Source organism: Bradyrhizobium genosp. SA-4 str. CB756, assembly GCF_000473125.1.
Lineage (GTDB): Bacteria > Pseudomonadota > Alphaproteobacteria > Rhizobiales > Xanthobacteraceae > Bradyrhizobium > Bradyrhizobium arachidis.
The window spans coordinates 9,574,088-9,599,641 of sequence record NZ_KI421499.1; the positions used below are offsets into that span (position 1 = coordinate 9,574,088).

A 25,554-nucleotide genomic window follows, 5' to 3' on the forward strand; every position below is an offset into this window, starting at 1 on the left:
CAATCCAGTATTCCAGAGGCCGGGCGGCTAGAACCGAGAGGCCGCGGCGTACTGGATGCCCCGCCTTCGCGGGGCATGACGGTTGGGCCTACCCCGGAATCCTCACCGGCAACGTCTCATAGCCCTTGATGAAGCTCGAATAGATCCGCTTGGGGTCGCCGACCACCTCGATGCGGTCGAAGCGCTTGAGCATCTCCTCCCAGACGATCCGCAGCTGGAGCTCGGCGAGGCGCATACCGACGCAGCGGTGGATGCCGAAGCCGAAGGAGAGATGCGTGCGCGGGCGCGGGCGGTCGATGATGAAATCGTTCGGCCTCTCGAACATCTCCTCGTCGCGGTTGCCCGATACGTACCACATCACGACGCGGTCGCCCTTTCTGATGTGCTTGCCGCCGATCTCGGTGTCTTGCAAAGCCGTGCGCCGCATATGTGCGAGCGGCGTCTGCCAGCGGATCACCTCGGGCACCATGGAATCGATCAGCGCGGGATTTTCGCGCAGCTTGTCGTACTGGTCGGGGTTCTCGTTCAGCGCCAGCACCGAGCCGGTCATGGTGTTGCGCGTGGTGTCGTTGCCGCCGACGATGAGCAGGATGATGTTGCCCATGAGGTTGTCGGGGTCCATGAAGCGCGTGGCGTCGTTGTGCGCCATCAGCGACAGCAGATCGTTGCGCGGCGCCGAGTTGACGCGCTCGTTCCAGAGCTTGGACATGTAGGCGTAGCACTCGTCCATCTCGCGGCGGCGCTCCTCGGCCGAGGCGACGATGCCGCTCTTGGGCAGCGCGGTCGAGACGTCGGACCAGCGCGTCAGCTTGCGCCGCTCCTCCCAGGGGAAATCGAACAGCGTCGCCAGCATCTGCGTCGTCAGCTCGATCGAGACGCGCTCGACGAAGTTGAAGGTCTCGTTGCGGGGCAGATTGTCCAGCACGGTTTGCGAGCGCTGCCGGATCAGCTTGGTCAGCTCGTCCAGATGGGTCGGGGTGAACATCGGCGAGACCGTCTTGCGCTGCGCCGAATGGCGGGGCTGGTCCATCGCGATGAAGCTCGGCCAGTCATAGCCTTCCGGCACGTCGCGGATCGAAATGCCGCCGAGTGTCGAGTCCGAGGAGAAGATGCCGTGATTGGTGTCGACATGCATGATGTCGTTGTATTTCACCACCGACCAGTACGGATCGATCGGCGCATTGGTGCAGTAATGCACCGGCTCCTCCTTGCGCAGCCGCTCGAACCACGGCCACAGCGTGTCGTCCTGGAATAGCCTGGGCGCGCCGGGATGGAACTGAGCCAGCGGCGTCGCATAGGCCTCCTCGCGCGCCCTGCGCATGCGTTCGGCCCTGTCCACTTTAACCGGCGCTTGGATGTTCATGGTGGTAACTCCAGTGCTTCTCTTTCTTCGCCTCTCCCCGCCTGCGGGGAGAGGCCGGATTGCATCGAAGATGCAATCCGGGTGAGGGGGACTCTCCGCGAATCCGTCTCTCAGCGTGTTCGCGGAGAGAGCCCCTCACCCCGACCCTCTCCCGTAAGAACGGGGAGAGGGAGATTTTCTACGCCGCAATCTTCACCGGCAACGTCTCCAGTCCCTTCACGAAACTCGAATAGACCCGCCTGGGTTCGCCGACCACATCAATATGGTCGAAACGGCTAAGGATCTCTTCCCAAATAATCTTGAGCTGGAGTTCGGCAAGCCGCAATCCGACGCAGCGGTGGATGCCGAAGCCGAAGGACAGATGCGTGCGCGGGCGGGCGCGGTCGATGATGAAATCGTAGGGCTTTTCGATCGCCTCCTCGTCGCGGTTGCCCGAGACGTACCACATCACAACCTTGTCACCCTTCTTGATCTGCTTGCCGCGGAACTCGAAATCGGAGAGCGCGGTGCGTCGCATATGCGCGAGCGGCGTCTGCCAGCGGATCACCTCCGGCACGAAGCTGTCGAGCAGCGCGGGGTTTTCGCGCAGCTTGCGATACTGCTCCGGGTGCTGGCTCAACGCGAGAAGCGAGCCCGACATCGTGTTGCGCGTAGTGTCGTTGCCGCCGACGATCAACAAGACGAGATTGCCGAGGAAGTTCTTGGCATCCATGTCGCGGGTCGCCGCGCCATGCGCCATCATCGACAGGAGGTCGCTCTTCGGCGGCTGCTCGATGCGCTCCTTCCAGAGGCGGGAGAAATAGGCCGCGCATTCCGTCAGCTCGGCCTGCCGTTCGTCCTCGGTCGCGACGAGGCCGTCAGGCCCGGGAATGGTGGTGGCGATGTCGGACCAGCGCGTCAGCTTTCGGCGGTCTTCCCATGGGAAGTCGAACAGCACCGCGAGCATCTGTGTGGTGAGCTCGATCGAGACCTGGTCGACCCAGTCGAACACCTCGCCGCGCGGCAGATTGTCCAGGCATTCGGCCGAGCGTTTGCGGATGTTGATGGCGAGATTGTCCAGATGCGTCGGCGTGAACATCGGCGCCACGGTCTTGCGCTGCGCGGCATGGCGCGGCGGGTCCATCGAGATGAAGCTCTCGCGGCGCAGGTCGGGATCGATGTCGCGGATGGTGATGCCGCCGAGCGCCGAGGCCGAGGAGAACACCGAATGGTTGGTCTCGATCTCCATGATGTCGTTGTAGCGCGTCACCGACCAGTACGGCCCGAACATCGAGTCCTTGCAATAGTGCACGGGATCCTCGCGGCGCAGGCGGTCGAAATAGGGCCAGAACGTATCGGTCCTGAACAGCTCGGGATCGCCCGGATCGAACTGCTCCAGCGGCAGTGATGACGCGCGCTCGCGCAATGCGTCGAGCTTGGACGCGCTCTCCATGGTCCCATGCATGACTGGTCTCCCTGGCATTCCTCGCGCGCCTTTTTATGAATTCTGCGCTGCGGCATTTGATTTGCAATTACAGCCGGTTGTCTGCGCCGGAGCAAGGGAGAGTTTTGCCACATCCAACCTTTGCGAGAGGGATTGGGCGGATGTCACGTGGATGTGTCAACGTGATCTCCCGCACGCCGCTGCCCGCCGAATCCTGCGAGAACTCGACTGGAATCGAGGTAAATCGAACCCCGTCATCTTGGGGATCGACTAATCTTGTGATCTATAGTTTGGCCTTGCACCCCGAGGTTGTCGCCGTGAACGACATGCAATGGACCCCGATCGGGTCCGAACCCTTACCGCCGCCGCTGCCGCCGACGCGGGTCGATTTCACAGGCAATCGCACCGAGTTCCGGAAAATGGTCACCAAGGGTGCCATGCTGGAGCTCGTCACCTTCGGCTTCTACCGGTTCTGGCTGGTCACGGACATCCGCCGTCATCTGTGGTCGAACACCGCGATCGACGGCGACGCCGCCGAATACACCGGGCGGGGCAAGGAGCTTTTGATCGGCTTCCTGTTTGCACTCGCGATCCTGGTGCCGATCTATCTCGCCTATTTCCTCATCGGCATCGAGTTCGAGCGCTGGCAGGGCTTCGCCTCGACGCCGCTGTTCATCAGCTTCTACGCCTTCGGCCAGTTCGCGATCTTTCGCGCGCGGCGCTATCGGCTGACGCGCACGGTCTGGCGCGGCGTGCGGTTCTGGATGGACGGCTCGGGCTGGGCCTATTCGTTCCGCGCCATGGCGTGGGGCCTGCTGGTATTCCTCACGCTCGGCCTGGCGCTGCCCTGGCGCGAGGCTTCGCTCGAACGCTACAAGATGCGGCACACCCATTACGGCGATTTGCAAGGCGACTTCGAAGGCAACGGCTGGGAGTTCTTCAAGCGCGGCTGGTGGCTGTGGCTGCTCAGCCCGATCGCGCTCATCATCTTCCCGCTTGCCCCGTTCTTCTATGCCGAGTTCAAGGCGCGCGAATGGCGCTGGTGGCTGGACGGCATCCGCATCGGCGGCGTCGGCGTGTCCTCGGAGTTGCCGCACGATGCGTTCTACGGCCTCTACTGGAAAGTGATCGGCTGGTGGATGCTGCTCTCGACCATCTTCGGCTTCTACCTCGGCGGAGCCACCATGCTCCTCGTCAAGCTGAGCGGCCTGCCGCCCGAGCAGGCGTTCGGGCCCGACAATGCCACCAGGAGCATCCCGATGATGGTGGCAATGGTCATCGGCTATCTCGCGCTGGCGCTTGCGATCAACATCGTCATGCGGGTGTATCTGCAGCGCGACATCTGGGCCAAGGTGCTGGAAACCGTCGAGGTGCACAACATCGGCGCGGCCTCGGATGTGCGCGGCACCGGCGAGCTTGCCAGCGCCCTCGGCGAAGGCTTTGCCGACGGCCTCGATGTCGCGGGATTCTGATCTGTGAGTGAGCTGTCCACCGAGTCTCCGGCGCAGTCGGCAAAGCCGACCATCTTCTTCGACGGCGTATCGAGCCGCAGGCGGCAGGTGACGCTGGCGCTCGGCGATGCGCTCGAGATCGTCGAGGAGGGCGCAGCGCCGGTGCGCTGGGCCTATGCCGACATCCGCCGCGCCGACAGTCCGGCCGGCATCTTGCGGCTTTCCTGCACGACCGCGCCGCCGCTAGCGCGGCTCGAGGTCCGCGACGTCGCGCTGGCCACGCAGGTGATGGTCCGCTGTGCGCGGCTCGACGAGCACCAGACCTCGCGCCGCGGGCTGGCAAAAATCGTCGGCTGGTCGGTGGCCGCCGCCGTCTCCATCGTCTGCGTCGTGCTGTTCGGCGTGCCGCTCGCCGCCGACCGGCTCGCGCCGCTGGTGCCGAAGCCGATCGAACGCCGCATCGGCGATGCCTCGGAAGTCCAGGTGAAGACCATCTTCGGCCGCAGCGTCTGCGAAGACCCCGCGGGCAAGGCTGCGTTCACCAAGCTCGTCAACCGCCTGCGCGATGCCGCCGGCCTCGACGACGACGCCATGACCGCCGGCGTGCTGCCGACCCCGGTGCCGAATGCGTTCGCGCTGCCGGGCGGCAAGGTCTACGTGCTGAGGGGGCTGCTCGACAAGGCGCAAAACCCCGACGAGCTCGCCGGCATCCTCGCCCACGAGCTCGGCCATCTCAAGCATTACGACAACATGCGCGGGCTGATCTACAACGGCGGCACCTCGTTCCTGATCGGCCTCTTGTTCGGCGACGTCACCGGCTCGAGCGCCGTGATCTTCGCCTCGCGCAGCGTGGTCGAAGCCTCCTATTCGCGCGAGGCCGAGACCGGCGCCGACACCTTCGCGATCGAGATCATGCACAAGCTCGGTCGCTCGCCAAAGCCCGCGGCCGAGCTGATGTTCCGCATCACCGGCAAGGAAGGCGGCAGCGGCTTCACGATCCTCGCCAGCCACCCGCTGACCGAGGACCGCCTTGCCCGCATGACGAAAGAGGATCGCCCCGCCAGCGGCCCGCCGCTGCTGACGGACAAGGAATGGCAGGCGCTGAAAGGGATCTGCGGCAGCGGCAAGATCTGAGCTGCGCTGCCTAGCGCGTGCCGTAAGTGCGGTCGCCGGCGTCGCCGAGGCCCGGCAGGATGAAACCGTTCTCGTCGAGGCCTTCGTCGACTGCGGCGGTCCAGATCGGCACGTCCGGATGCAGTCCGCGCAGTCGCTCCAGTCCTTCCGGCGCTGCGATCAAGCAGGCGAGGCGGATATCCTTGGCGCCGCGTTCCTTCAGCCGGTCGACGGCGGCGACGGCCGTGTTGGCGGTGGCGACGACAGGCGTCACCACGATGGCGAGGCGCTCGCCGAGATCGGACGGCGATTTGAAGAAGTACTCGACGGCGGCAAAGCTGTGCGGCTCGCGATAGAGGCCGATATGGGCGACGCGCGCGGTCGGGACCAGGTCCATCATGCCGTCGACGAAGGTGGTGCCGGCGCGCAGCATCGGCACGAACACCAGCTTCTTGCCGGCGATCTTTGCCGAATGCATCGTCGCCATCGGCGTCTCGATCACGGTATCAGTGAGCGGCAAATCGCGCGTCACCTCGTAGCACAAGAGCATGCCGATCTCCTTGATCAGCTCGCGAAACGATTTGGTCGAGATCGATTTGTCCCGCACCAGCGTCAGCTTGTGCTGCACCAGCGGATGATCGACGATCGTGACGCCTTCCATGATCGTATGCTCCTGAAATTCATCAAGTGAGTGCGTGAGCGACAATAAGGGTCAGAAAACCGTGCCGTCGCTGATCACCTTGAGCGGCGGCGAACCATCTGGGCGGCGCGCAAACGCGATGGCCCGGCCCGCGGCCCAGCTGCCGCCTTCCAGAATGCTGGCGAGCGGCAAGGTCTCGGGCGGGCGGCCAAGTTTTGCGCGAACCAATTCGGCGAGCCGGTCGAGCAACGCGACGGTCAGCGCGCGCCACTCGACCACGAGCAGCGAATCCACCGCATGCGCACGCTCGGCATCGGCAGCGTCGCGCAGGCGCAACACCCCGTGATCGACGAACAGGCCGCCATTGCGGTACTCGGCAAGCCCGGTCAGGCCGTCGATGTCGGTGACATTAAATCCCGCGCGCTGGAGCGGCTCGATCAGCGAATAGCTCAGCCATTGCGACAGCTTGTGCAGCGGCACGAGGCCCGCGGTTGCGTCATCCGTCTTGAGCGCCGGGTGGCGCCAGCAGTCGCCGAGCGGGACGCCCGCGAGCTCGAGCCGCGATGGCCAGATCGGCCCGAGCTGGTTCAGCACCGCGGAGAGGATTGCGGGCGCGGCGACGGCACCGCCCTTTGCCTGCGCTGTGATGTGATCGAACAGGCCGCCGGGCCGCGGCGTGTCTTGCAGGCCGAAAATGTCCGCACGCTCGGCAACCAGCTTGCCCAGACGCCGCAGCAGATCGGTCCGTCCCTCAAGCCCGAGCAGCGGATTGGCATCGTTCACCTGGAACGCCGACGTGAGTGCCGGGAGCGGAAGTTGCGCCAGCACGCCCGCATCGGCCCTGAACGGCGCGCTGGCATTGCCGGAGAAGAGTCCGGCTGCAAACATGTCGAGGCTCGCGATCGCGAGCCCCTCGGACCGCCCGATGCTTTCCCCCGTCACCGCGTCACGATAGCGCCACGCAGCGCCCGCGCCGGCATCCAGCAGCACGCTGACGATGGCGAGATCGAACTCGGCGCGCGCCCGTGCCGCGCGATCCGGCCACGATGCGGCATCGGCGAGCCGCGCCCAGCGATCGACGCCGCCAAGCACGAAATGCCGCCAGCGCGCATGGAAGGGGACGTCCAGCGTCGGATAGGCTTTTCGCGTCACCGCAAGCACCGCCTCCGCAACGCCGTCCATGCGGTCGAGATCGATCGTGAAGTGGCTCAAGCCGCCGGCGAGGCCGGTCTCGAGCATCTGCCCGGCCCGCGCGCGCACCGCTGTCGCGGTGAGCAGCGAGCGGGCCTGTCGTTCCAAAGCGTCCGCCATCGCGCGATCAGTATTTTTCCAGCGAACGCCCGACCACGCCGTCCACGTCCTTCTCCGGCGCGATGTCGGTCGAGTAATAGCCGGCGGCCTTTTTGGCGGCGATCTCGACATGAGCGTCGGCCGGGATCAGCTCGGGCGGGATCGGCACGCGCTCGACGATGTCGATGCCCTGCGAGGTCAGCGCGTCGTACTTCATGTCGCTCATCGACAGGAAGCGGTCGATGCGCTTCAGGCCCAGCCAGTGGATCGTGTCCGGCATCAGCTGCTGAAAGCGTGCGTCCTGGACGCCGGCGACGCATTCGGTGCGCTCGAAATAGGCTGCGGCCGCATCGCCATCCTCCTGCCGCTTGCGCGCATTGTAGACCAGGAATTTGGTGACCTCGCCGAGCGCGCGGCCTTCCTTCCGGTTGTAGACGACGAGCCCGAGCCCGCCCTCCTGCGCGCCGCGCGCGGATTCCTCGATGCCGTGGATCAGATAGGGCCGGCAGGTGCAGATGTCCGAGCCGAACACGTCGGAGCCGTTGCACTCGTCATGCACGCGGCAGGTGATCTTGGTGCGATGGTCCGGCAGTTTTGTCACATCGCCGAACATGTAGACGGTGGTACCGCCGATCGGCGGCAAGAACACCTTCAGGTCCGGCCGGGTGACAAGCTCGGGGAACATGCCGGCGGTCTGCTCGAACAGCGTGCGCCGCAGCTCGGTCTCGTTGGTGCCGAACCGCGTCGCAAGGCCGGGCAGGTACCAGACCGGATCGATTGCGATCTTCACCACCGAGACGCTGCCATTGGCGTGCACGACCTCGCCGTCGGCGCGCAGCCGCTTTGCGGCCAGCGCCTCGCGGATCTCCGGCAGATCGAGCCGCGCGCGTGTCACCGCGATGCTCGGGCGGATATCGACGCCCTCGGCGATGTCCTTGCCGAAATTCTCGGCGACGAGGTGCCCCCATGGGTCGAGCGCGACGATCTTTGCGGGATCGCGCCATTGCTCGAACGGGCCGATGGTCGCGGCCGGGAAGGTGTTGGTGAGATCGGGGCGCTTGATCGGGTCGAGCGCGCCGGCGGACACCGCAAGCGCGCGGTACATCGCATAGGAGCCGCCATGGCTGCCGATCACGTTGCGATCGCCGGAGCGCGACACCGTGCCGATGATCGGCCCGCGGGCGCGCGCATCTGCGGCACCCCAATGGATCGGATAGGCGGCTTTCTTGCCCGGCTCCGGATGGGAGGTCAGGCGGATATGCTCGGTACGGTTCGCGCGGCTCATGTCCAGGCTCCCAAAAAGCCAACGGCCCGCCGCTTGGACGGGCCTGGCTCACCTGCATCGCCCATGCGGAGCACCGACGACGCAAGCTCAATCCAACATATTGTAGCGGCGAGCCACGACAGACAAGTTAATCGTACCGTCGGGGCGGGCCGTTTGCGGCCAAATTCCCGTCATCGGCGGGCCTAAGTTGCCTCTGATCTGGACAAAACGTATATAATTAGACATATTGTATGGATCAATACCGCCCGGAGACCACCATGCCTGCCGCCAGCTACATCGACCCCCGCACCGGACAGCTCTATCCGCTGGACCAGCCGCGCTGGTGCTCGGACGAGCGCACGCCGCTGCTGGTGACGCCGGGGGCAGGGATCTCGCGCGAGGACATCGACAGCGGCACGCGGTCGCTCTGGCGCTACAGGGCAGCGCTGCCCGTCGAGATCGGAAAGCCTGTCACGCTCGGCGAAGGCTGCACGCCGCTGGTTCAGCAGGATTGGGGCGACCTGCGCCCGTTCTTCAAGCACGAATGGTTCAACCCGACCGGCAGCTTCAAGGATCGCGGCTCTTCCGTGATGCTGTCCTTCCTGCGGCAGATCGGCGTCGACGCGATCCTGGAGGACTCCTCCGGCAATGGCGGCTCGTCGATGGCCGGGCTGGGTGCCGCCGGCGGCATGCGCGTGAAGATTCTGGCGCCGGCCTCGACATCGCCGGCGAAGATCGCGCAGGTGCGCGCCTATGGCGCTGCGGTGCAACTCGTCGAGGGGCCCCGTGAAGAGTCGGAAGCCGAGGCCATCCGCCAGTCGAGCCAGACGTTTTATGCCAGCCACAACTGGCAGCCGTTCTTTCTCGAGGGCACCAAATCGCTGGCCTATGAGATATGGGAAGACCTCGGCTTCCGCGCGCCCGATAACGTCATCGTCCCCGTCGGCGCCGGCAGCAGCCTGCTCGGCTGCGCCTTCGGCTTCCGCGAGCTTTTGAAGTCCGGCCAGATTACAAAGCTGCCGCGCCTGTTTGCGGCGCAGCCGCTGAATTGCTCGCCGATCGATGCGAGCTTCAAGGCCGGCGTCGATACGCCCGTCGCGCGCGAGGTGAACAAGACCATTGCAGAGGGCACCGCGATCAAGAACCCGCTGCGCCTGCGCGAGATCATCGCCGCCTTGCGCGAGAGCGGCGGGGGCACCATCGCGCTCACCGAGGACGAGATCGTCGCTGCCCTGCGGCGTCTTGCACGGCAGGGTCTGTTCGCCGAGCCGACCAGCGCCAGCGCGGCCGCCGCATTGGAAAAGCTCTCTGCTGCCGGATCGATCAGGACGAACGAGACCACGGTCGCGGTGCTCACAGGCACGGGCCTCAAGGCCGCGACCACCGTTGCCGATCTCGTGCAGTAGGGCCGGGCGATGAGCCGCAGCAAATCAGCAGCTCCGAGCAAGTCCGCAGCCGAGCGAAAACTGCTGTTCGATCAGTTGCAGCAGATCGCGCTAGGATTGGGAGAGACCCTGGCCCCGTTCTGCGAGGTCGTGCTGCACGATCTCACCGACCCCAAACAGGCGATCGTCGCCATTCACAACAATCTGTCGGGACGCAAGGTCGGCCAGCCCGCAACCGAGCTTGGCCTTGCCCGCATCGCCGACCCTGATTATGCGCAGGTGATTTCGAACTACGCCAACAGCTTTGCCGACGGACGGCAGGCCAAGAGCACCTCCATCGGTATCAAGGGTGCGGATGGTTCTTACGTTGCTGCGCTCTGCCTCAACGTCGACCTGACACTGTTCCAGGGCTTGCAGAGCGCCATCGGCCAGTTCGTCAGCGTCGATGCCAACAACAACCCGCGCGAGTCCCTGAGCCCCATCGGCGCGGACGCCATCCGTGCCCATATCGACCAGTTCGCCGCGCGGCGCGCCACCACGCCCCGCGCGCTCAACACTGACGATCGCCGCGCGCTGCTGCGCGAATTGCGCGACGCCGGCTGCATGCAGGTACGTCGATCCTCGGACATCATTGCGGCCCATCTCGGAGTGTCGCGCGCCACGGTGTATGCCGATGCCAGGTGATACCGACCTGTCGAACCTGCAAACGCCCTGCCTGCTGCTCGACGAGCAGCGGCTTCGCGCCAATGTCGCGCGGATGAAGGCGCACCTCGCCGGTCTCGGCGTGGCCTTCCGCCCGCATCTGAAGACCGCAAAATCACTGGACGTCGCGCGTATCGCGATGACCTCGGCCACGGGGCCGGCAACGGTCTCGACGCTGCGCGAGGCCGAATATTTCGCGGCCGGCGGCGTCCGCGACATGATCTACGCCGTCGGCATCGCGCCCGCGAAGCTCGCGCGCGTCTCTGCCATCCGCACGACCGGTGCCGATCTCGCCGTGATCCTCGACAGCATCGAACAAGCCGAGGCCGTGGCCGCGCATGCCGCTCGCAGCGGCGACGCGGTTCCGGCGCTGATCGAGGTCGACGCGGATGGCCATCGCTCCGGTGTCGCGCCGACCGATGCGGCAACGCTGATCGCGATCGGCAAGCGCCTGGTCTCGGGTGGCGCGACCTTGCGCGGCGTGCTGCTGCACGCCGGTGACAGCTACGCAATGGACGATCCGGCAGCCATCGCGGATGCGGCGGAAGCGGAACGCATCGCTGCCGTGACTGCGGCCAACGCGTTGCGCAGCGCAGGTCTGCCCTGTCCCGTCGTCAGCGTCGGCGCGACACCGACCGCGCGCTATGTGCGCGACCTCACTGGCGTCACTGAAGTGCGCGCCGGCGTCTTCATGTTCGGCGACCTTTATCAGGCCGGCGTCAGCTCCGTGGGGATGGGCGACCTCGTGCTCTCCGTGCTTGCCACCGTGATCGGTCACCAGAAGGCGAAGGGCTGGATCATCGTCGACGCCGGCTGGATGGCGCTGTCGCGCGACCGCAGCACGGCGAAACAGGCGCTCGATCAGGGTTATGGCATGGTCTGCGATCTCGCTGGAAAACCGTACCCGGAGCTCATCGTCACCGATGCCAACCAGGAGCACGGCATCATCGGCTTGCGCAAGGGCTCGAATGCCGCGCTGCCCGACCTGCCCATCGGCTCCCGCGTCCGCATCCTCACCAACCACGCCTGCGCGACCGGCGCGCAATATGATCGCTATCAGGTGCTGGATGGTGAAGGCGGCGTCAGCGTGGTCTGGCCGCGGATCAATGGGTGGTAGGACAGGCCTGACGTTTGGAGGAGGCGCGCTTATCCTCCAGGGGAGGGTAAGAGCTCACTCCTTCAGATCATTCACCTGCTTCACCCAGGCGCGCACGTCCGCGAGCACTTGCGGCAGCACGGCCTTGACCTCCGGCACGGTCATTCCGGCCTTGATGCGGGGGTCGTAGAGCAGATTGAGGATGTACTGGTCGTAGACGTCGAAATAGCCCATCGAGACGTTGTCGTTGAACATGGTCCAGGGCACGCTCGTGGTGTCGTTGATCGGGCCGAGCGATTGCAGCAGCTCCTCATAGGCGCAGTCGAGGAAGGTGAAGTCGCCATTGTCGACGGTGAGGATGACGTCGGAGTGCTCGATTTCGAAATTGTCGTTCTTGCGGAAGCCGGACAGGCATTGCGGATCGAGCGAGGTGCGGATCTCGCGCGCCTTGTCCACGCCATAGAAGGTCGCGATGGTGCGGAAGAGATCGCGGTCGCGCACGAGCTTGACCCGCACGTTCGCAGCTTCACTGGTGGCGGTCATGGCGATGTCGAGATGCTGCACGCGCTTGCCGATGTCGGCGACGACTTTTGCGAGCTGCGCCTTGCGGTCGGCGCGGTCGCTCTCGGCGTAGACGCGCACCGGCCCGTCGAACTTGCGGATGCGGTCGACGCGGCCGGCGAGGTGGTATTCGGCGCCGAATGCCGTCTTCAGGAAACCTTCGACGATCTCGGCGTCGGTAAAGCTCTTCTTCTCGCTGCGCTGTCGCGAGGCGATCGCGGGCGGTTCGCCCGCGGCGGCGATGGTAGCGGTGTCAGGCACGGATGTGAGTGCAGCAAACGCCAGCAGGGCGAGGCGGACGGCAGCCGAGGGCTGGTTGAATGCGCTCATCGTCGCGCAACGCTGCCGTATTCGCCGCGCGCGCACAAGACCGCAAATGCACGCGTCAGGCGGGTTCCTGCTGTGGCTCATTATCCACGCGCAGCTGCGTAGGGTGGGCAAAGCGAAGCGTGCCCACCACCTTTATCCAATCTGCAGACAGTTGGTGGGCACAGCGCAAGTGCGCCTTTGCCCACCCTACGGAAGCTCGCCCGCCCGGCTTAGTTGTTCAGCACGACCACGGTGGTGCCGACCGAGACCCGGCCGTAGAGGTCGGTGACGTCGTCGTTGGTCATGCGGAAGCAGCCCGAGGACACCGCCTGGCCGATCGTCTCCGGCTCGTTGGAGCCGTGGATGCGGTACAGCGTCGAGCCGAGATACATCGCGCGCGCGCCGAGCGGGTTCTCGATGCCGCCCTTCATGTGGCGCGGCAGGTCGGGGCGGCGGGCCAGCATCTGCGAGGGCGGCGTCCAAGCCGGCCATTCCTTCTTGGCGGTGATCCTGTGCACCCCGCCCCAGCGGAAGCCGTCGCGGCCGACGCCGATACCGTAGCGGAGCGCCTGGCCGTTCTGGAGCACCAGATAGAGCCGGCGCTCGGCCGTGTTCACCACGATCGTGCCGGGGGCATAGTTGCCGTTATACATGACGGTGGTGCGGGGGATCGGGCTGGAGCCGCCGCGAAAGAAGTTCGGGCCGCCGCCCATGATATCGCGCGAGTCGAACTCTTCGGCGAACGCGCCTGCCGCGGTGGCGGTCAGCAGTGCGATGGCGGCAATCGGCGCGGCGAAAAACCGAATCATTGGTACCCCCAGCAAAAAATCTCTTCAACAAAGGTCAGAGTCCATATTTGCGGGCTTTTCGCAAGCCACGGCCCCGTGAGGGGCGCCATGCTTAACGATTGGCGTTACCAAATCGGCAACCCCGCCAGTTTGCCGGAAAGCATGAGAGCGTTTTCAAGCGAAGTGGATACCGGTTCGCATCAAGAAAACGCGTCAAAACAAGACTCTAACGCCCCGTTCCGATTCCATCGGAACGGGGCGTTAGCCAAGCCCGCGTATTGCCGCGCGGGGCAGGGCCGCAATGGCCGCTCTTGCTTTGACGGCACGCGCGAACAATGATTGATCGCAGGGATCACTGGAAATCGCCGGTTGCGGGAGCAGACAGAATGAACGGTGCGGAAAGCCTGGTGCGGACGATGGTCAAGGGCGGGGTGGACGTCTGCTTCACCAACCCGGGCACCTCCGAGATGCATTTTGTCGCGGCGCTCGACCGCGTTCCCGGCATGCGCTGCGTGCTCGGGCTGTTCGAGGGCGTGGTGACGGGCGCCGCCGACGGCTATTTCCGCATGAAGGGCGCGCCGGCCTCGACCCTGCTGCATCTCGGCCCGGGCCTCGCCAACGGCCTTGCCAATCTGCACAACGCCAAGAAGGCCAATTCCGGCATCGTCAACATCGTCGGCCAGCACGCCGTCTACCACATCGGCTACAATGCGCCGCTGACCTCCGACATCGAGGGCCTGGCCCGGCCGATGTCGTCCTGGGTCCGCACCTCCCCGGATTCCAAATCGGTCGCCGCCGACGGCGCCGCGGCGATTGCGGCTGCGAAAAGCGCCCCGCCGCAGATCGCGACCCTGATCCTGCCCGCCGACACCGCCTGGAACGAGGCCGACGGCCTCGCCGAGGTGCCCGCCGAGCAGCAGCGCGCGAGCTATTCGCCGCAGGCGGTCGAGCGGGCCGCGAAGATCTTGCACGGGGACGGCGAAGGCACGCTCTTGCTGATGACCGGCAGCGCGCTGAGCGAGCAGGGCCTGGCGCTGGCCGAGCGCATCGCCGGCAAGACCGGCTGCACCGTGATGGGTCCGACCTTCCGCCCGAAGATGGCGCGCGGCCGCGGCCGCTTCTCGATCGACCGCATCCATTACGTGATCGAGAACGCGCTGCCGATGCTGGAGAAGTTCCGCCACATCGTGCTGGTCGAATCCGACGATCCCGTGGCGTTCTTCGCCTATCCGAACAAGCCGAGCATGCTCAAGCCCCAGGGCTGCGAGGTGCATCGCATGACCTCCTGGGGCGAGAATTCGGTCGCAGCGCTCGAAGCGCTGGCCGGCGCCGTCAAGGCGAGCGCCAAGGACGTCAAGCCGCAGGCGTTGGCCGAGCTGGTCAAGCCGACCGGCGCGCTGACCTTCGCCACGATCGCGCAGGCGATCGCCTGCGCCATCCCCGAGAATGCGATCATGGTCGACGAATCGCTCACCACCGGCCGCGGCTTTTTCCCGCCGACAGCGGCGGCGGCGCCGCACGACTGGCTCCAGAACATGGGCGGCTCGATCGGCTTCTCGACGCCGCTGTCGATCGGTGCCGCGATTGCCTGCCCGGACCGCAAGGTGATCACCATGGTCGGCGACGGCAGCGCGATGTACACGATCCAGTCGCTGTGGACGCAGGCGCGCGAGAACCTCAACATCGTCACCATCGTGTTCGCCAACCGCATCTACCAGATCCTGCGCGGCGAGTTCGACAATGTCGGCGCCGGCGAGCCCGGCCAGCGCGCCAACGATATGCTCCGCCTCGACCGCCCGACGCTCGATTTCGTCGCGCTGGCCAAGGGCATGGGCGTGCCCGGCCGCGCCGTCACCAATGCCGACGAGTTCAACAAGGCGCTGGCGGAGGCCGTCGCCGAGCCCGGGCCGCGGCTGATCGAAGTGCAGATGTAGGGCGCACCAACCGAGAGCGCCGAGGGCCCGGAGGCACGATGCAGGCCGAGCTGAACAAGGTGATCGCGGCGCTCCGGGACTTCTACGCGCACGAAGCATTTTTGTTCGAGAAGGACATCGGCGAGCGTGCGATCACGCATCGCTTCGCCGTTTACCTGGAGCGGCAGTTCTCGGGCTGGGCGGTCGACTGCAATTACGACCGGCTCGGCGAGCGCACGCTGCATCTGCCGCACGGCACCATCATCTCGACCGACGATCATCTCGGCAAGTCGATCTATCCCGACGTCGTGGTGCATCAGCGCGAGATCCCGAACAACCTGCTCGCTGTGGAGATCCGCAAGGCGAGCAACCACACCCCGCTCGATCACGACCAGCACAAGCTGATGGCGATGACCGATGCGCATATCTGGTTCGCCTATTGGATCGGCGTGCTGCTGGTGCTGGACAGGCGCGGGGTGACGACGTCGGAGGTCTATGTCGGCGGCCTCGTCGAGCAGCCGCTGTCGCGCTGGTTCGCGACGCGGCTTGGCGAGAGCGGTCTTGGGGCGGCGCGCTAGTGCGCGTGTGTTCATCTTGGCCCAACAGCGCCTGATTGTGACCCTTCTCGGACATCAGCCCTCCGGCACTCCCGCCAGCCGCATGCCTTGATAGACGCGCTCGCGTTTGGCGAGATAAACAGGGTTATCACTGCAAGCGCCGTCCCGGAAGCGGCGGATGGTGAAGTCTGGAACGAGCGCAAATAGCGCCTTTGCAGCGGCTTTCGCCTCATTCAGTGAGCCAAGTAGCGCGAGCGCGGCGGCCAGCCCAAAATGCGCGTTGACATCATTTCGGTTGGCTTCGATGCTGCGGCGGAACCACCGGACTGCTTCAGCATCCGCGTCAACCTGCATCTTGGCAAAGCCGGTTATCATGAACCAGCGATGGGCGAAGATATCGCGAGGAGAGAGGCGAAGTGCTTCGTTGACATGGGCCTCAGTCTCGGCTCCGCGACCCATATACAACTTAGCGCTGCCAGTCTGCGCGTGCGCTTCAGCCAAATTGCGATCCAGTGCCAACGCTCTCTCGAATTCCGCGATGCCCTGAACCGCGCGGTTCGTGCATATTAGTGCGCAGCCCAAAATCAAGTGTGCATAGGCATGGTTGGGCGCGAGAGACAGCGCCCTTATTGATGTCGCCTCGGCCACTGCGAAATGCTCGCTCGTGGCGTCATCCAAGTAGCTCGCTCCAAGTATCAGATCGACGCCAGCCATCCACACCATCGCGTCGACATTCTTGGGGTCAAGGGTCAACGCCCGTTCAAACATCGCGCGCGCCTGTGGCACGCCTTCCGACGTCCACCCCTTGTGCAACAAAGCTTTGCCTCGGAAATACAAGTCCATCGAATTGGGATGCGGAGATCGTTCTGATCGCCGAGCCTCTTGTTCAGTGAGTTGGGCGTCCAGCGTGTTGGCGAGGCGCGATACGATCTCGTCTTGCATATCAAAAAGATCGGCGACGAGTTTGTCGAAGCGGTCGGCCCACAGATGCGCGCTGGTTTCCGCGTCCACGAGCTGGACGTTTACGCGAAGTCGATCGCCGGCTCCCTGCATGGAACCCTCTAGCACGTAGCGAACATTCAGCTCGCGGCCAATCTGCTTGAGATCGATCGCTTTGCCCTTGTACGTGAATGCGGTATGTCGGCCGATGACGAACGAGCCGGAGATGCGCGACAAATCCGTGGTCAAGCTCTCGGTCACACCATCAACGAAATATTCTCGCTCGGGATCTTCGCTGAGATTGGCGAATGGCAGCACAACGATTGAAAGGCGAGGGGCTGAAGACGGCGTCTCCTCCGTCTCTCCAGGATACGTCGTCGAAGCGGCCTGCTCGATCGGGCTTCCCTGCCATTCTTCCCGCACGACGCCGACGAAGCGGAAACCTTTGCGCGGCAGCGTCTTGATGAGACGCTGTTGTTCACCGCTGTCGCCGATGGCGCTTCGTACGGCATTCAAACGGGTCGTGAGCGCGGCATCGGATACCGCGCGTCCGTTCCAGATCGCACTGATCAGCTCATCCTTGCTGACGACGCGTTCCCGGTGACCTATCAGGTACGCGAGCAGGTCAAATACTTGCGGCGCCACGAGCAACGCATCCGGTCCGCGACGAAGCTCGCGCCGGTCGGTGTCCAATGCATGGCCCTCGAAGAGATAGCGCAAGATCCCTCCCGTCTGGCATCAGGAATGTAGCATAGGATGCAACGCGAAAAATAAGCCGCTGGTGAGGAAAATGTGAGCCCGGTGTCAAGCGCGCTCCGATCTGCCTTGGCAAGGTCGCCCGGTGGGTAGTCATCTCCCGGGAGAGAGCGATGAGCACGATTTATACTGCGGCGGGATCGGCGCAGACGTCCGTGTCGACGCGGCGATCCCCAAACTTTCTCAAGAGGTATTTTGACGCTTATTGTGCTTGGTGTATCCGCCAGACCTTGCGCGCGACGTTGGAGGACCTGAGCGACCTGGAGCTCAGGGACATCGGGGTTGCGAGGGGCGAGATCGATTATCTCGTTCGAGCTGATCCTTCGATCGACCCACGCGGCTTCTAAACCGGAGTGCGCTCTGGTTGTACTGACGCGGCCTCGGGGCGCGGTTCACCTATCCGAGTACAGGAAAGGCCGCCCGCGTGACGCGAGCGGCCTTTCATCGTTCGTAGCAAGCTCAGTGCAGCGGATCGCCCTCTCCCAGCGCGTAGTTGACGAGGTCCTTCAGCGCGAAGCCGGGTCCGGTTACCGGCGCCCATTGCGGGTCGAGCGACAGCACGGAGGAACTGTCGCCGAACATCAAGCCGAGGAAGACCTCGGCGACGATGCGGCCACCCACGGGGCCGAGCTGCGGCGTCTTGACGGTGCCCGGTCCGCCGGTGACGGGAATTGGGACGTCCGCCTTGAAGTGCCGGGCCTCGGCCAGGATATAGGTCCAGAGCGGGCAGTTGCCGGCAAACACGCCGTTTGCGATGGTCGCGATTGGAGTCTGCGGATCGCCCTCCTCGGGCTCGTCGACGGCCTTGCCGATGATGATCTGATCGTCGTTCAGCGGGTTCAGCTGCATCGCCCTGGCGATGGCCTGGCCGGAGGGCAGGCCGAGCCGCCAGCCGCGCTCGAGATTGCGCAGCGCCAGCGAGGCCGGATTGGAGGCGACTTCCGGCGGCAGCTTGCGCAGCGGATCGACCAGCGAGGTGTCGATGCGATAGGCGAACTGAAGCCGCCGCTTGTTGTCGGGATTGCTCTCGTCGTTCTCGTCCCCAAAGGGGCGCGTGTCGATGTCGATGAAGCGGCCCCAGTCGATGGCGCGTCCCGGGCCCATGGCGCGGAAGCCGGTCAGCGCGTTCTTGTCGGGATTGTTGGGGTCGGGGAAGATCTGCAGCAGCATGTTGTCCGCGTCGTTGAGCCGGTAGCCCGGGCGGATCATGGAATGCCCGAGCCGGTAGGCGGCGACGGAGAACTCCACCGGCATGAACGGGTAATTGTGCCAGTGATAGTGGGCGAGCTTGCTGCGGTCATAGCTGCCTGCGGTCTTCAGCGCGTTCAGAACGTCGGCGTGGACGATGCGCGGCAGGAAGTCGTTCAGCACGACATATTGATAGTGGAAGCGGACGCGCTGCTGCACCTCCTCGAACGTCAGGCTGTCGTTGTCGTCGACCATGCGGTTGTGAAAGCGCAGCATCAGGCCCTGGAACTGCGAGACGATGCTGTTCTCGTCGTTGCGGGGATCGCCGATCAGCGCGCGGCCCTTGAAGCGCGGCAGGTCGTTGGCGTCGTCGACGCCCGCACCGGTCAGCTTCTCGCCGAGCAGGAACTTGATGCCGTCATACATGTAGGGCTGGTCGTTCGGGCCGCGGCCGTAGAGATTGTCCAGATCGAACGAGGGCGTGCGGAAATCGACCAGTCCGTCCGGATCCTGCTGCTTGGTCAGCGAGCTGACCGGATCGAAGGTGATGTCGTGATCGACGAACTGGCTGAAATAGGTGTAGAGCGCGGGAATGCCGCTCTCTTCCGCGTCCGGCGAGTCTTTCGGCGCATCGAAGCTGCCGATCATCCTGTCGGCGAGCGCCGACAGGTTGGCGATATTGTCGGGTTCGGTGGCTCCGAATTGGGCCGGGGTGAGGCTGGGCTTGCGGAACATGCGGCCGAAGCGGCCTTGCGACAGCGGCGAGCGGATATTGTTCAATCCGCGCGGAAGAATTGCGTGGCGGCTGCTCATTTCAAATTCCTCCCTGAAAAGTCACACCGAAAAAGACTAAAGTTAAAGTTGTTCGCTACAGAATATGCAGTCGACGCTAGATCAGGGATTCTTGCGCCACAAGCGGTCGCTTCACACAGTTCGCGATATCGATGCTGTTCCGGGGGAGGGCGCTGCGCGCAAGCTGCGGCCGTGCTTTGCAAATTTATCCCGAAGCGATGACGGATAACATTCTCGTCATCGACGGGCGCAAGCGGCTTTGCGCGCGCGAGTTCGCCGGAGTGTCGGCGAGGCAGAAAGTCTTCACGTGAAGATTGTGGCGGCGCGCGCCTCGAGCGCACGCCGCCGCAATGTCGTCAGTAATAGCGCTGCTGCGAGTACGCGTAGCGCGGATTGATGCCGCAATAGGCCGACGTGCCGGATGCGCTGGCCTGGCACTGCTGATAGCTCGCGAACTGGCAGTTGCCGGGATAGCCCCACATGCGGCCTTGCAGGCAATACCGGTCGTTTGCGGCGTGAGCCTGGGCCGCCGGGAAAGTCGCGGCGATCAGCGCTGCAAACGATGCGAGGGTGAGGATGGTGCGACGCATTTCAAACTCCTTCGAGAACGAGTGGATGAGGAACCGCAAGCTGCATCTGCGTGTTCCCGGCCTTGGCCGACACTTTGTCGTGCCCGTCTTGGTCTGCGCAGTGGGCACTGCGTTCGACATGGGTCTATGATGCGGCGTGAGCCGCGGTCAGCAATGTGATCTCGGCCACAGTTTGGCGGCCGGCTTCGCGCCTATCCTGGGCGGACCTGCATGCGCCGATCCAGGGAAGCCGCTGCTTCGTCTCGTTCGGATCAGGACATTTTGGAGGCTTTGATGCAAAGGTCATATTTGCTGGCTGCGACAGCAGCGCTGGCGCTTCTTGCGCAAACACCGCTCGCGCTGGCGCAGAACGCGCCGGCCGCAGGTGAAACCGCAGCGCCCGCGACCACCGCTGCGCCGGCGGCTACGACAGCGCCCGCGGCGACAACGACAGCGCCCGCGGCGGCAACAACAACGCCGGCCACAACCACCGACACCTCCAGCCAGCCATCCGACTCCAAGAAGAGCGCCTCGAAGAAGCCGGCGAAGAAGAAGATGACGCGGCAGCAGGAGATCGATCATTCGATCGACAGCGGCACGGTTCCGGCGCGCTATCGCAGCTCGGTGCCCAAGCAGTACCAGCAATATATTCCGTTCGATAAGCGGTGATCCATCGTACGGCGGCGCAGCGCGACTTGGCGTCGCGCCGCCGTAGCACTGGTCCCGCCGGCCGGAATCGGGCGATACATCCCTTGTGGCGGCCTGTCCGAGCGGTGCTAGAGTAGGCCGAAGCCCGGGGGGAGTAATGAGCGACGACGTCAAGGATGCTGGCCTTGTGGCCATGATCAGCAGCATCCTGGGAGGCAACAAGCGCACGGACAGCGTCGCGCCACCGCCACTTGCGGAGGTTCCGCCAACCGCGCCGTCGAACGGATTTGATGCGGTTGCCGCAATCGTCCCCGAAGCAAGCCCGGTTAAGCGAGAGGATGCACCCGCGCCGGCCGCGCCGCCCCCGAAAATCACGAGGACCGCGGACGGCAGGCAATTGCTGCCGGCGGAAGGGATCGCCGAGCTCGTGCTCGGCGAGCTGCGCAAGCTGGAAGACTTTCCGGCAACCGGCGCCTCTGTCACGGTCTACGGCTACCGCCACTGGAACGCCATGATCACCTTCGCGCCGTTCTCGACCAGCTTCCAGAACGCGACGCGGTTCCGCCAGGCCATGCCGGATCTCGTCTTCAAGCTCCGTCGTTTCGTCGCACTTGAGATATAAAGCGTTTTCAAGCGGAGTAGATTCCGGTTCGCGCGAAGAAAACGCGCCGGACCAAAGAAGCGAGAGACCCGTTCCATCGGAACGGGACTCTCGTCAGGCAAATCGCCCGCGGCAAACGCGCCGCAATCAGCCAGACAAGTCGACAGGATTCTTGAATTGAGCGTCGCCTTTACCAAGGAAGAAAGCGCCGAGACCGCGTCCGAGACGCTGCTCCCGGATCGCCCGATCTCGCCGCATCCCAATCTCGTGACGGAAGCCGGCTTGCAGGCGTTGCAGCAGCAGCTCGGCGAAGCGCGCGAGGCCTATGAGACTGCGCAGGCCATCGACGACGTCAACGAGAAGCGCCGGCAGTCGGCGGTGCCGTTGCGCGACGTTCGCTATCTCACCGAGAGGCTGCGCACGGCGCAAATTGTCGCGAAGCCCGAGTCATCAGATACGGTCGCCTTCGGCAGCACCGTGACCTTCAGCCGCACTGACGGCCGCGTGCAGACCTATCGCATCGTCGGCGAGGACGAAGCCGATCCCAAGGCCGGATCGATCTCGTTCGTCGCGCCGGTCGCGAGATCGCTGATGGGAAAGGCGGTCGGCGACGTCGTGGGTTCGGGCGCGCAGGAGATCGAGATCCTGTCGATCGCGTAGCGCGTGGTGGGCATATTTTCGTGGCAGGGTTATCGCGTATGACCCAAGAACTTGGGGCACTGAAGTTTCCACAACGTCATGGCCGGGCTTGTCCCGGCCATCCACGCCTCGCCGAGTGGCACAAAGAACGTGGATGCCCGGGACAAGCCCGGGCATGACGTGCTGCGTGAACTAAGCGCGCTTCAACCTGAAGCCATTCCGCTCTAGACCTGCGGCAATTCAACCCCCGTCAGCCTGCCTAACTTCTCGATGAGCTCGTCCTGAAACTCCGGATCGGCGGCCTCGCTGGCCGGCTGCTGCTGCGCGAGATGATGCCAGTAGCGTCCGCTGAGCTGACCAGAGCAGCGGGGTCCTCGCTCACCGCCAGCCAGGCCTGGGTCCGTTGCCCGGTGTCGAGATCGACCGGCGCGCCCGCGCCGCCCATCTTGGTGCGGACCCAGCCGGGATCGACGGCGTTGCTCAGGACCTTGGGCCAGCGTCTTGCCAGCGAGAAGGCCAGTGCGACGACGTGCAGCTTGCTCTCGGCATAGGCCTTGGCCGAATCCCACGCCCGCTTTTTCCAGTCGAGGTCATCGAGCGAGCCCTCGCCACCCCGGTGCAATCCGCTGCTGAGATACACCAATCGGCCGGGCCGCTCGATCAGCGCCGTCAGCATGTACGGTGCAAGCGTGTTGATGGCGAGCGTTTCGGCATGGCCCTCCGGCGTCGCGCCACGGCCCGGCCGCGTGTAGACGCCGGCATTGTGGATGATCGCATCCATCCGTCCGATCGCGTTGACCTGATCTGCAATGCTCCTCACATCTGCACCTCGCGCGAGATCGCCGATCACGATCCCGGCAGATCGCGATGCGAGCTCGCCGATCGCGCCGGTGCGACCCGCCGATCGCGCGTGCAGCACCACGCGGTGCCCCTGACCGGCGAGCGATTGCGCCGCCGCCCGGCCGAGACCGTCGGTGCTGCCGGTGATGAAGATGGTCGCCATGCGCTGCTCCTCGAAAAGGTTTCTGCACGCACTCTACAACGCGCGCTCATAGCTTCCGATACTGTTCGTCCTTCACTTTCTCCATCCAGTCCACGTTCTTGCCGCCCAGGGATTCCTGGATGGCGATATGGGTCATCGCCGTCGTCGGTGACGCGCCGTGCCAGTGCTTTAGTCCCGGCGGAAACCACACGACGTCGCCGGGCCGGATCTCCTCGATGGCTCCGCCCTCGCGCTGCACCCAGCCCAGTCCCGCGGTGACGATGAGCGTCTGCCCGAGCGGATGTGTGTGCCAGGCGGTGCGGGCACCCGGCTCGAAGGTGACCTGGCCCGCGCCCACGCGGGCCGGATCAGGCGCCTGGAACAGCGGGTCGATCCGCACCGTTCCGGTGAACCAGTCCTGTGGGCCCTTTTGCGAAGGGCGCGATCCGTTGCGCTTGATGTCGATGTCCATATGAGCCTCCTTGTGTGCCTCCGACGCCCGCGCCTGCGTCCGGCGAAATCCGATCGTGGCGGCGGCGCTCCCGACAATGAGCACGTTCCGTCGTGTGATCACCTCACGTCTCCGCTCATCGCGGCCGCTTTTCGATGACGTCCTTGATAACAGGCGCTGCAGAGAACGCATTGGGCCAGCCGGCATAGAAGGCGAGATGACCGAGCACCTCGCCGGCTTCATCCCGGGTCAACCCGTTATCCATCGCGCGGTTCAGATGGTAGGTGATCTGCGCGACCTGACCGGTCGCGATGAGCGCGCTCACGGTGACGAGGCTGCGGTCGCGTGGCGCCAGCGCCGGCCTCAGCCAGAGATCGCGGAACAGCACGTCGGTCGTATACTGCACGAGGCTCGGCGTGATTGGCCCGAACTGCTCGCCGACGCGGCTCGCCCGCTGCTTCTCCGCGGCTTCGTCGAGCGGCAGTTGCGGCCCCGCGGCCGGCGGAAGCTGATCGGCTCCGATGTTGCGGCTCTTGAAGACCTCCTTTGCCGCCGGGATCGCATCCATCGCATTGGCCCAGCCGGTGTAGAAGGCGAGGTGCGTGATGATCTCCGATATCTCCGATGGCCTCACGCCGCTGTCGAGCGCAAGCGCCAGATAGTGCGGCAGCTCCACGGTCTGGTCGCGCGCGATCAGCGCCGCGACCGTGACGATGCTGCGGTCTCGCGGCGAAAGGCTTGGTCGCTTCCAGAGATCGCCGATGACGAATTTCTGCGCATAGCCTTCGAGCGCCGGCGCGACTGCGCGGATGTCTTCGGGTGTTGACATGGGACTTGCTCCTTTGACGGCTGTTGGGTCCGCTGCGGCCGGGCCGCCGGCGACCAGCCAGATCGACAACAAGGTGGGTGCGAGTGCTCTCATTGCGGATGTCCTTCGACAGTGAACGGGTGCGCGAGCAGCCACCAGGCGACCAGCGCGGCGCAGAGCACGGTGAGGGCGCTCGCGAGAAACAGGAGGTTCAGCCGCGCTCCCGTTGCGATCAATCCAAGCGCGGGACTGGCGATCCCTTGCGCGAGGTCGAGAAAGGCGGTGTAGGCGCCCATGGCGAGGCCGCGATTCTGCGCCGGCACGCGGCGCACCGCCTCGACGCCAAAGCCGGGATAGATCAGCGAGAAGCCGAAGCCGGTCAGTGCGGCGCCGGCCAGCGCCATCTCGGGTCGGGTCGCCAGCCAGATCAGGGCCTGCCCGGCGGCTTCGATCAAGGCACAGACAAGCGCAACCCTGGCGCCGCCGACCGCATCGGCCAGATGACTGAAGAAGACGCGCGCGAGGATGAAGGCGACGGCATAGGCCGTGTAGGCAAGCCAGCCATTGGCCCATCCGCGGCTGGCAAACAGCAAGGCGACGAACGTCGTCACCGCGCCGAAGCCGACGCTGCCGAGCGCGGATCCCAAGCCCGGCACCCATACGGCGCCGAGCACTTTTGCGAACGACACGCGCACCTGCTGCACCGGCGCCACCGTTGGAAGCTGGGCAACGAACAGCAGCGCCAGCAGCGGCGCCGCTGCCGTCGCGATCGCGATCGCCGCAAAGCCGTAGGCGGCGTAGAGCGCGGCGCCTGCGGGCGCACCGATGGCAAAGGCCGCGAACATCGCCGAGCCGACCCAGGCGATGACCTTGCCGGTGTTGCCGCTGTCGACGAGTGCCAGCCCCCAGCTGACTGCGGCGGTGATGATGAAGCTCTCGGCGCCGCCGAGCAGGCCGCGGCCGAGCAGCAGAATGGTCACCGAGGCCAGCGGAGCCTCGGTGAAGCCAAGCGAGAGCAGGTACAACAGCCCGGACGCCGCGGCCGCGACGAGGCCGGCGACGACGCCGCGCTTCGCCCCGCGTCGATCCGAGAAGTGACCGGCCCACGGCCGCGAGACCAGGGATGCCGCGAACTGGCTGCCGGCGACGAGGCCGACCACGAACGTGCCGAACCCCAATCCGTCGTGGACGTGGAGCGGCAGCACCGGCATCGCCACGCCGATGACGAGGAAGGCGAGGAAGACCACCGCCATGATCGGCAGCAACGTCGCGGTGACGCGAAGCGGTGCAGCGGGCTGCATGGTCGTGACCGGCATGCTGGTTTCG

At 65.0% G+C, this 25,554-nt stretch carries 25 protein-coding genes and 1 pseudogene; 12 read left to right on the forward strand and 14 right to left on the reverse strand.

The window, feature by feature from the left end; genetic code table 11:
* Nucleotides 1–88: 88 nt before the first annotated feature.
* Both BRAGE_RS0146375 and BRAGE_RS0146380 read right to left on the reverse strand, forming a co-directional pair.
* Nucleotides 89–1,363, reverse strand: a complete 1,275-nt coding sequence (locus BRAGE_RS0146375; protein WP_027563842.1) for a cytochrome P450 — start codon at nucleotides 1,361–1,363, stop codon at nucleotides 89–91.
* Nucleotides 1,364–1,541: 178 nt separating this feature from the next.
* Entirely contained in the window at nucleotides 1,542–2,807 is a 1,266-nt protein-coding gene (locus BRAGE_RS0146380; RefSeq protein ID WP_027563843.1) for a cytochrome P450, read from the reverse strand.
* 305 nt (nucleotides 2,808–3,112) lie between these two features.
* On the opposite strand from BRAGE_RS0146380, the gene BRAGE_RS0146385 reads away from it, so the two are divergent.
* Both BRAGE_RS0146385 and BRAGE_RS0146390 read left to right on the forward strand, forming a co-directional pair.
* Nucleotides 3,113–4,258 (forward strand): YjgN family protein, encoded by a 1,146-nt coding sequence (locus tag BRAGE_RS0146385; protein ID WP_027563844.1) that lies wholly within the window; start codon nucleotides 3,113–3,115, stop codon nucleotides 4,256–4,258.
* A 3-nt stretch (nucleotides 4,259–4,261) separates the two neighbouring features.
* Complete coding sequence (locus BRAGE_RS0146390; RefSeq protein WP_027563845.1) at nucleotides 4,262–5,371, forward strand: M48 family metallopeptidase; 1,110 nt, start codon at nucleotides 4,262–4,264, stop codon at nucleotides 5,369–5,371.
* Between the two features lie 10 nt (nucleotides 5,372–5,381).
* Here the strand turns inward: BRAGE_RS0146390 and upp are convergent, their stop codons facing one another.
* The 3 genes from upp to BRAGE_RS0146405 are packed head-to-tail and all read right to left on the reverse strand — an operon-like array spanning nucleotide 5,382 to nucleotide 8,565.
* Nucleotides 5,382–6,011 carry a uracil phosphoribosyltransferase gene (upp, locus tag BRAGE_RS0146395; protein WP_027563846.1) on the reverse strand — a complete coding sequence of 210 codons (630 nt, stop codon included), beginning with the start codon at nucleotides 6,009–6,011 and terminating at the stop codon, nucleotides 5,382–5,384.
* 51 nt (nucleotides 6,012–6,062) lie between these two features.
* Nucleotides 6,063–7,301: a URC4/urg3 family protein gene (locus tag BRAGE_RS0146400; RefSeq protein WP_027563847.1), complete on the reverse strand. Its 1,239-nt coding sequence runs from the start codon at nucleotides 7,299–7,301 to the stop codon at nucleotides 6,063–6,065.
* Between the two features lie 7 nt (nucleotides 7,302–7,308).
* Complete coding sequence (locus tag BRAGE_RS0146405) at nucleotides 7,309–8,565, reverse strand: GTP cyclohydrolase II (RefSeq protein ID WP_027563848.1); 1,257 nt, start codon at nucleotides 8,563–8,565, stop codon at nucleotides 7,309–7,311.
* A gap of 257 nt (nucleotides 8,566–8,822) precedes the next feature.
* Between BRAGE_RS0146405 and BRAGE_RS0146410 the strand changes: the two genes are divergently transcribed.
* The 3 genes from BRAGE_RS0146410 to BRAGE_RS0146420 are packed head-to-tail and all read left to right on the forward strand — an operon-like array spanning nucleotide 8,823 to nucleotide 11,748.
* Nucleotides 8,823–9,950, forward strand: a complete 1,128-nt coding sequence (locus BRAGE_RS0146410) for a threonine synthase (protein WP_027563849.1) — start codon at nucleotides 8,823–8,825, stop codon at nucleotides 9,948–9,950.
* A 9-nt stretch (nucleotides 9,951–9,959) separates the two neighbouring features.
* Nucleotides 9,960–10,613, forward strand: a complete 654-nt coding sequence (locus tag BRAGE_RS0146415) for a helix-turn-helix transcriptional regulator (protein WP_027563850.1) — start codon at nucleotides 9,960–9,962, stop codon at nucleotides 10,611–10,613.
* On the forward strand, nucleotides 10,603–11,748 hold the full coding sequence (locus BRAGE_RS0146420; RefSeq protein WP_231164128.1) for an alanine racemase: 1,146 nt from the start codon (nucleotides 10,603–10,605) through the stop codon (nucleotides 11,746–11,748). Before BRAGE_RS0146415 ends, BRAGE_RS0146420 begins: the two co-directional genes overlap by 11 nt.
* A 54-nt stretch (nucleotides 11,749–11,802) precedes the next feature.
* On the opposite strand, the gene BRAGE_RS0146425 is transcribed toward BRAGE_RS0146420, so the two are convergent.
* Together BRAGE_RS0146425 and BRAGE_RS0146430 are read right to left on the reverse strand one after the other, a co-directional pair.
* On the reverse strand, nucleotides 11,803–12,618 hold the full coding sequence (locus BRAGE_RS0146425; RefSeq protein ID WP_027563852.1) for a DUF2927 domain-containing protein: 816 nt from the start codon (nucleotides 12,616–12,618) through the stop codon (nucleotides 11,803–11,805).
* Between the two features lie 209 nt (nucleotides 12,619–12,827).
* On the reverse strand, nucleotides 12,828–13,406 hold the full coding sequence (locus tag BRAGE_RS0146430) for a L,D-transpeptidase (protein WP_027563853.1): 579 nt from the start codon (nucleotides 13,404–13,406) through the stop codon (nucleotides 12,828–12,830).
* A gap of 365 nt (nucleotides 13,407–13,771) precedes the next feature.
* Here BRAGE_RS0146430 and BRAGE_RS0146435 point away from each other — a divergent pair, with 365 nt between their 5' ends.
* The gene (locus BRAGE_RS0146435; protein WP_027563854.1) at nucleotides 13,772–15,319 is read left to right on the forward strand and encodes an acetolactate synthase large subunit; all 1,548 of its coding nucleotides are present in this window, start codon (nucleotides 13,772–13,774) and stop codon (nucleotides 15,317–15,319) included.
* 38 nt (nucleotides 15,320–15,357) lie between these two features.
* Nucleotides 15,358–15,876 (forward strand): hypothetical protein, encoded by a 519-nt coding sequence (locus BRAGE_RS0146440; protein WP_027563855.1) that lies wholly within the window; start codon nucleotides 15,358–15,360, stop codon nucleotides 15,874–15,876.
* A gap of 54 nt (nucleotides 15,877–15,930) precedes the next feature.
* Here BRAGE_RS0146440 and BRAGE_RS0146445 read toward each other — a convergent pair whose 3' ends face one another.
* Complete coding sequence (locus tag BRAGE_RS0146445; protein ID WP_027563856.1) at nucleotides 15,931–17,514, reverse strand: winged helix-turn-helix domain-containing tetratricopeptide repeat protein; 1,584 nt, start codon at nucleotides 17,512–17,514, stop codon at nucleotides 15,931–15,933.
* Between the two features lie 149 nt (nucleotides 17,515–17,663).
* On the opposite strand from BRAGE_RS0146445, the gene BRAGE_RS0146450 reads away from it, so the two are divergent.
* A complete protein-coding gene (locus BRAGE_RS0146450; protein WP_027563857.1) occupies nucleotides 17,664–17,897 on the forward strand; it encodes a DUF1127 domain-containing protein in 234 nt (77 codons plus the stop codon).
* 112 nt (nucleotides 17,898–18,009) lie between these two features.
* Here the strand turns inward: BRAGE_RS0146450 and BRAGE_RS0146455 are convergent, their stop codons facing one another.
* Entirely contained in the window at nucleotides 18,010–19,551 is a 1,542-nt protein-coding gene (locus tag BRAGE_RS0146455; protein ID WP_027563858.1) for a peroxidase family protein, read from the reverse strand.
* Between the two features lie 131 nt (nucleotides 19,552–19,682).
* On the opposite strand from BRAGE_RS0146455, the gene BRAGE_RS55625 reads away from it, so the two are divergent.
* On the forward strand, nucleotides 19,683–19,841 hold the full coding sequence (locus tag BRAGE_RS55625; protein WP_156950915.1) for a hypothetical protein: 159 nt from the start codon (nucleotides 19,683–19,685) through the stop codon (nucleotides 19,839–19,841).
* Nucleotides 19,842–19,886: 45 nt separating this feature from the next.
* Here the strand turns inward: BRAGE_RS55625 and BRAGE_RS0146465 are convergent, their stop codons facing one another.
* Nucleotides 19,887–20,120, reverse strand: coding sequence for a DUF3551 domain-containing protein (locus tag BRAGE_RS0146465; protein WP_027563859.1), 234 nt, complete (start codon nucleotides 20,118–20,120; stop codon nucleotides 19,887–19,889).
* 273 nt (nucleotides 20,121–20,393) lie between these two features.
* Here BRAGE_RS0146465 and BRAGE_RS0146470 point away from each other — a divergent pair, with 273 nt between their 5' ends.
* The 3 genes from BRAGE_RS0146470 (at nucleotide 20,394) to greA (ending at nucleotide 22,008) form a co-directional block, all read left to right on the forward strand.
* Nucleotides 20,394–20,768 carry a hypothetical protein gene (locus BRAGE_RS0146470; RefSeq protein ID WP_027563860.1) on the forward strand — a complete coding sequence of 125 codons (375 nt, stop codon included), beginning with the start codon at nucleotides 20,394–20,396 and terminating at the stop codon, nucleotides 20,766–20,768.
* Nucleotides 20,769–20,904: 136 nt separating this feature from the next.
* Nucleotides 20,905–21,369, forward strand: a complete 465-nt coding sequence (locus BRAGE_RS0146475; RefSeq protein ID WP_027563861.1) for a hypothetical protein — start codon at nucleotides 20,905–20,907, stop codon at nucleotides 21,367–21,369.
* A 156-nt stretch (nucleotides 21,370–21,525) separates the two neighbouring features.
* The gene (gene greA, locus BRAGE_RS0146480; RefSeq protein WP_027563862.1) at nucleotides 21,526–22,008 is read left to right on the forward strand and encodes a transcription elongation factor GreA; all 483 of its coding nucleotides are present in this window, start codon (nucleotides 21,526–21,528) and stop codon (nucleotides 22,006–22,008) included.
* A 203-nt stretch (nucleotides 22,009–22,211) separates the two neighbouring features.
* Here the strand turns inward: greA and BRAGE_RS51455 are convergent.
* From BRAGE_RS51455 to BRAGE_RS0146500, 4 genes and pseudogenes are all read right to left on the reverse strand, one after another.
* A pseudogene (locus BRAGE_RS51455) lies at nucleotides 22,212–22,990 on the reverse strand (SDR family NAD(P)-dependent oxidoreductase).
* Between the two features lie 46 nt (nucleotides 22,991–23,036).
* Nucleotides 23,037–23,435, reverse strand: coding sequence for a (R)-mandelonitrile lyase (locus tag BRAGE_RS0146490; RefSeq protein ID WP_199820261.1), 399 nt, complete (start codon nucleotides 23,433–23,435; stop codon nucleotides 23,037–23,039).
* Between the two features lie 121 nt (nucleotides 23,436–23,556).
* Nucleotides 23,557–24,342, reverse strand: coding sequence for a carboxymuconolactone decarboxylase family protein (locus tag BRAGE_RS0146495; protein WP_027563864.1), 786 nt, complete (start codon nucleotides 24,340–24,342; stop codon nucleotides 23,557–23,559).
* Nucleotides 24,339–25,544 (reverse strand): arabinose transporter, encoded by a 1,206-nt coding sequence (locus tag BRAGE_RS0146500; RefSeq protein WP_027563865.1) that lies wholly within the window; start codon nucleotides 25,542–25,544, stop codon nucleotides 24,339–24,341. Before BRAGE_RS0146500 ends, BRAGE_RS0146495 begins: the two co-directional genes overlap by 4 nt.
* Between the last annotated feature and the right edge of the window lie 10 nt (nucleotides 25,545–25,554).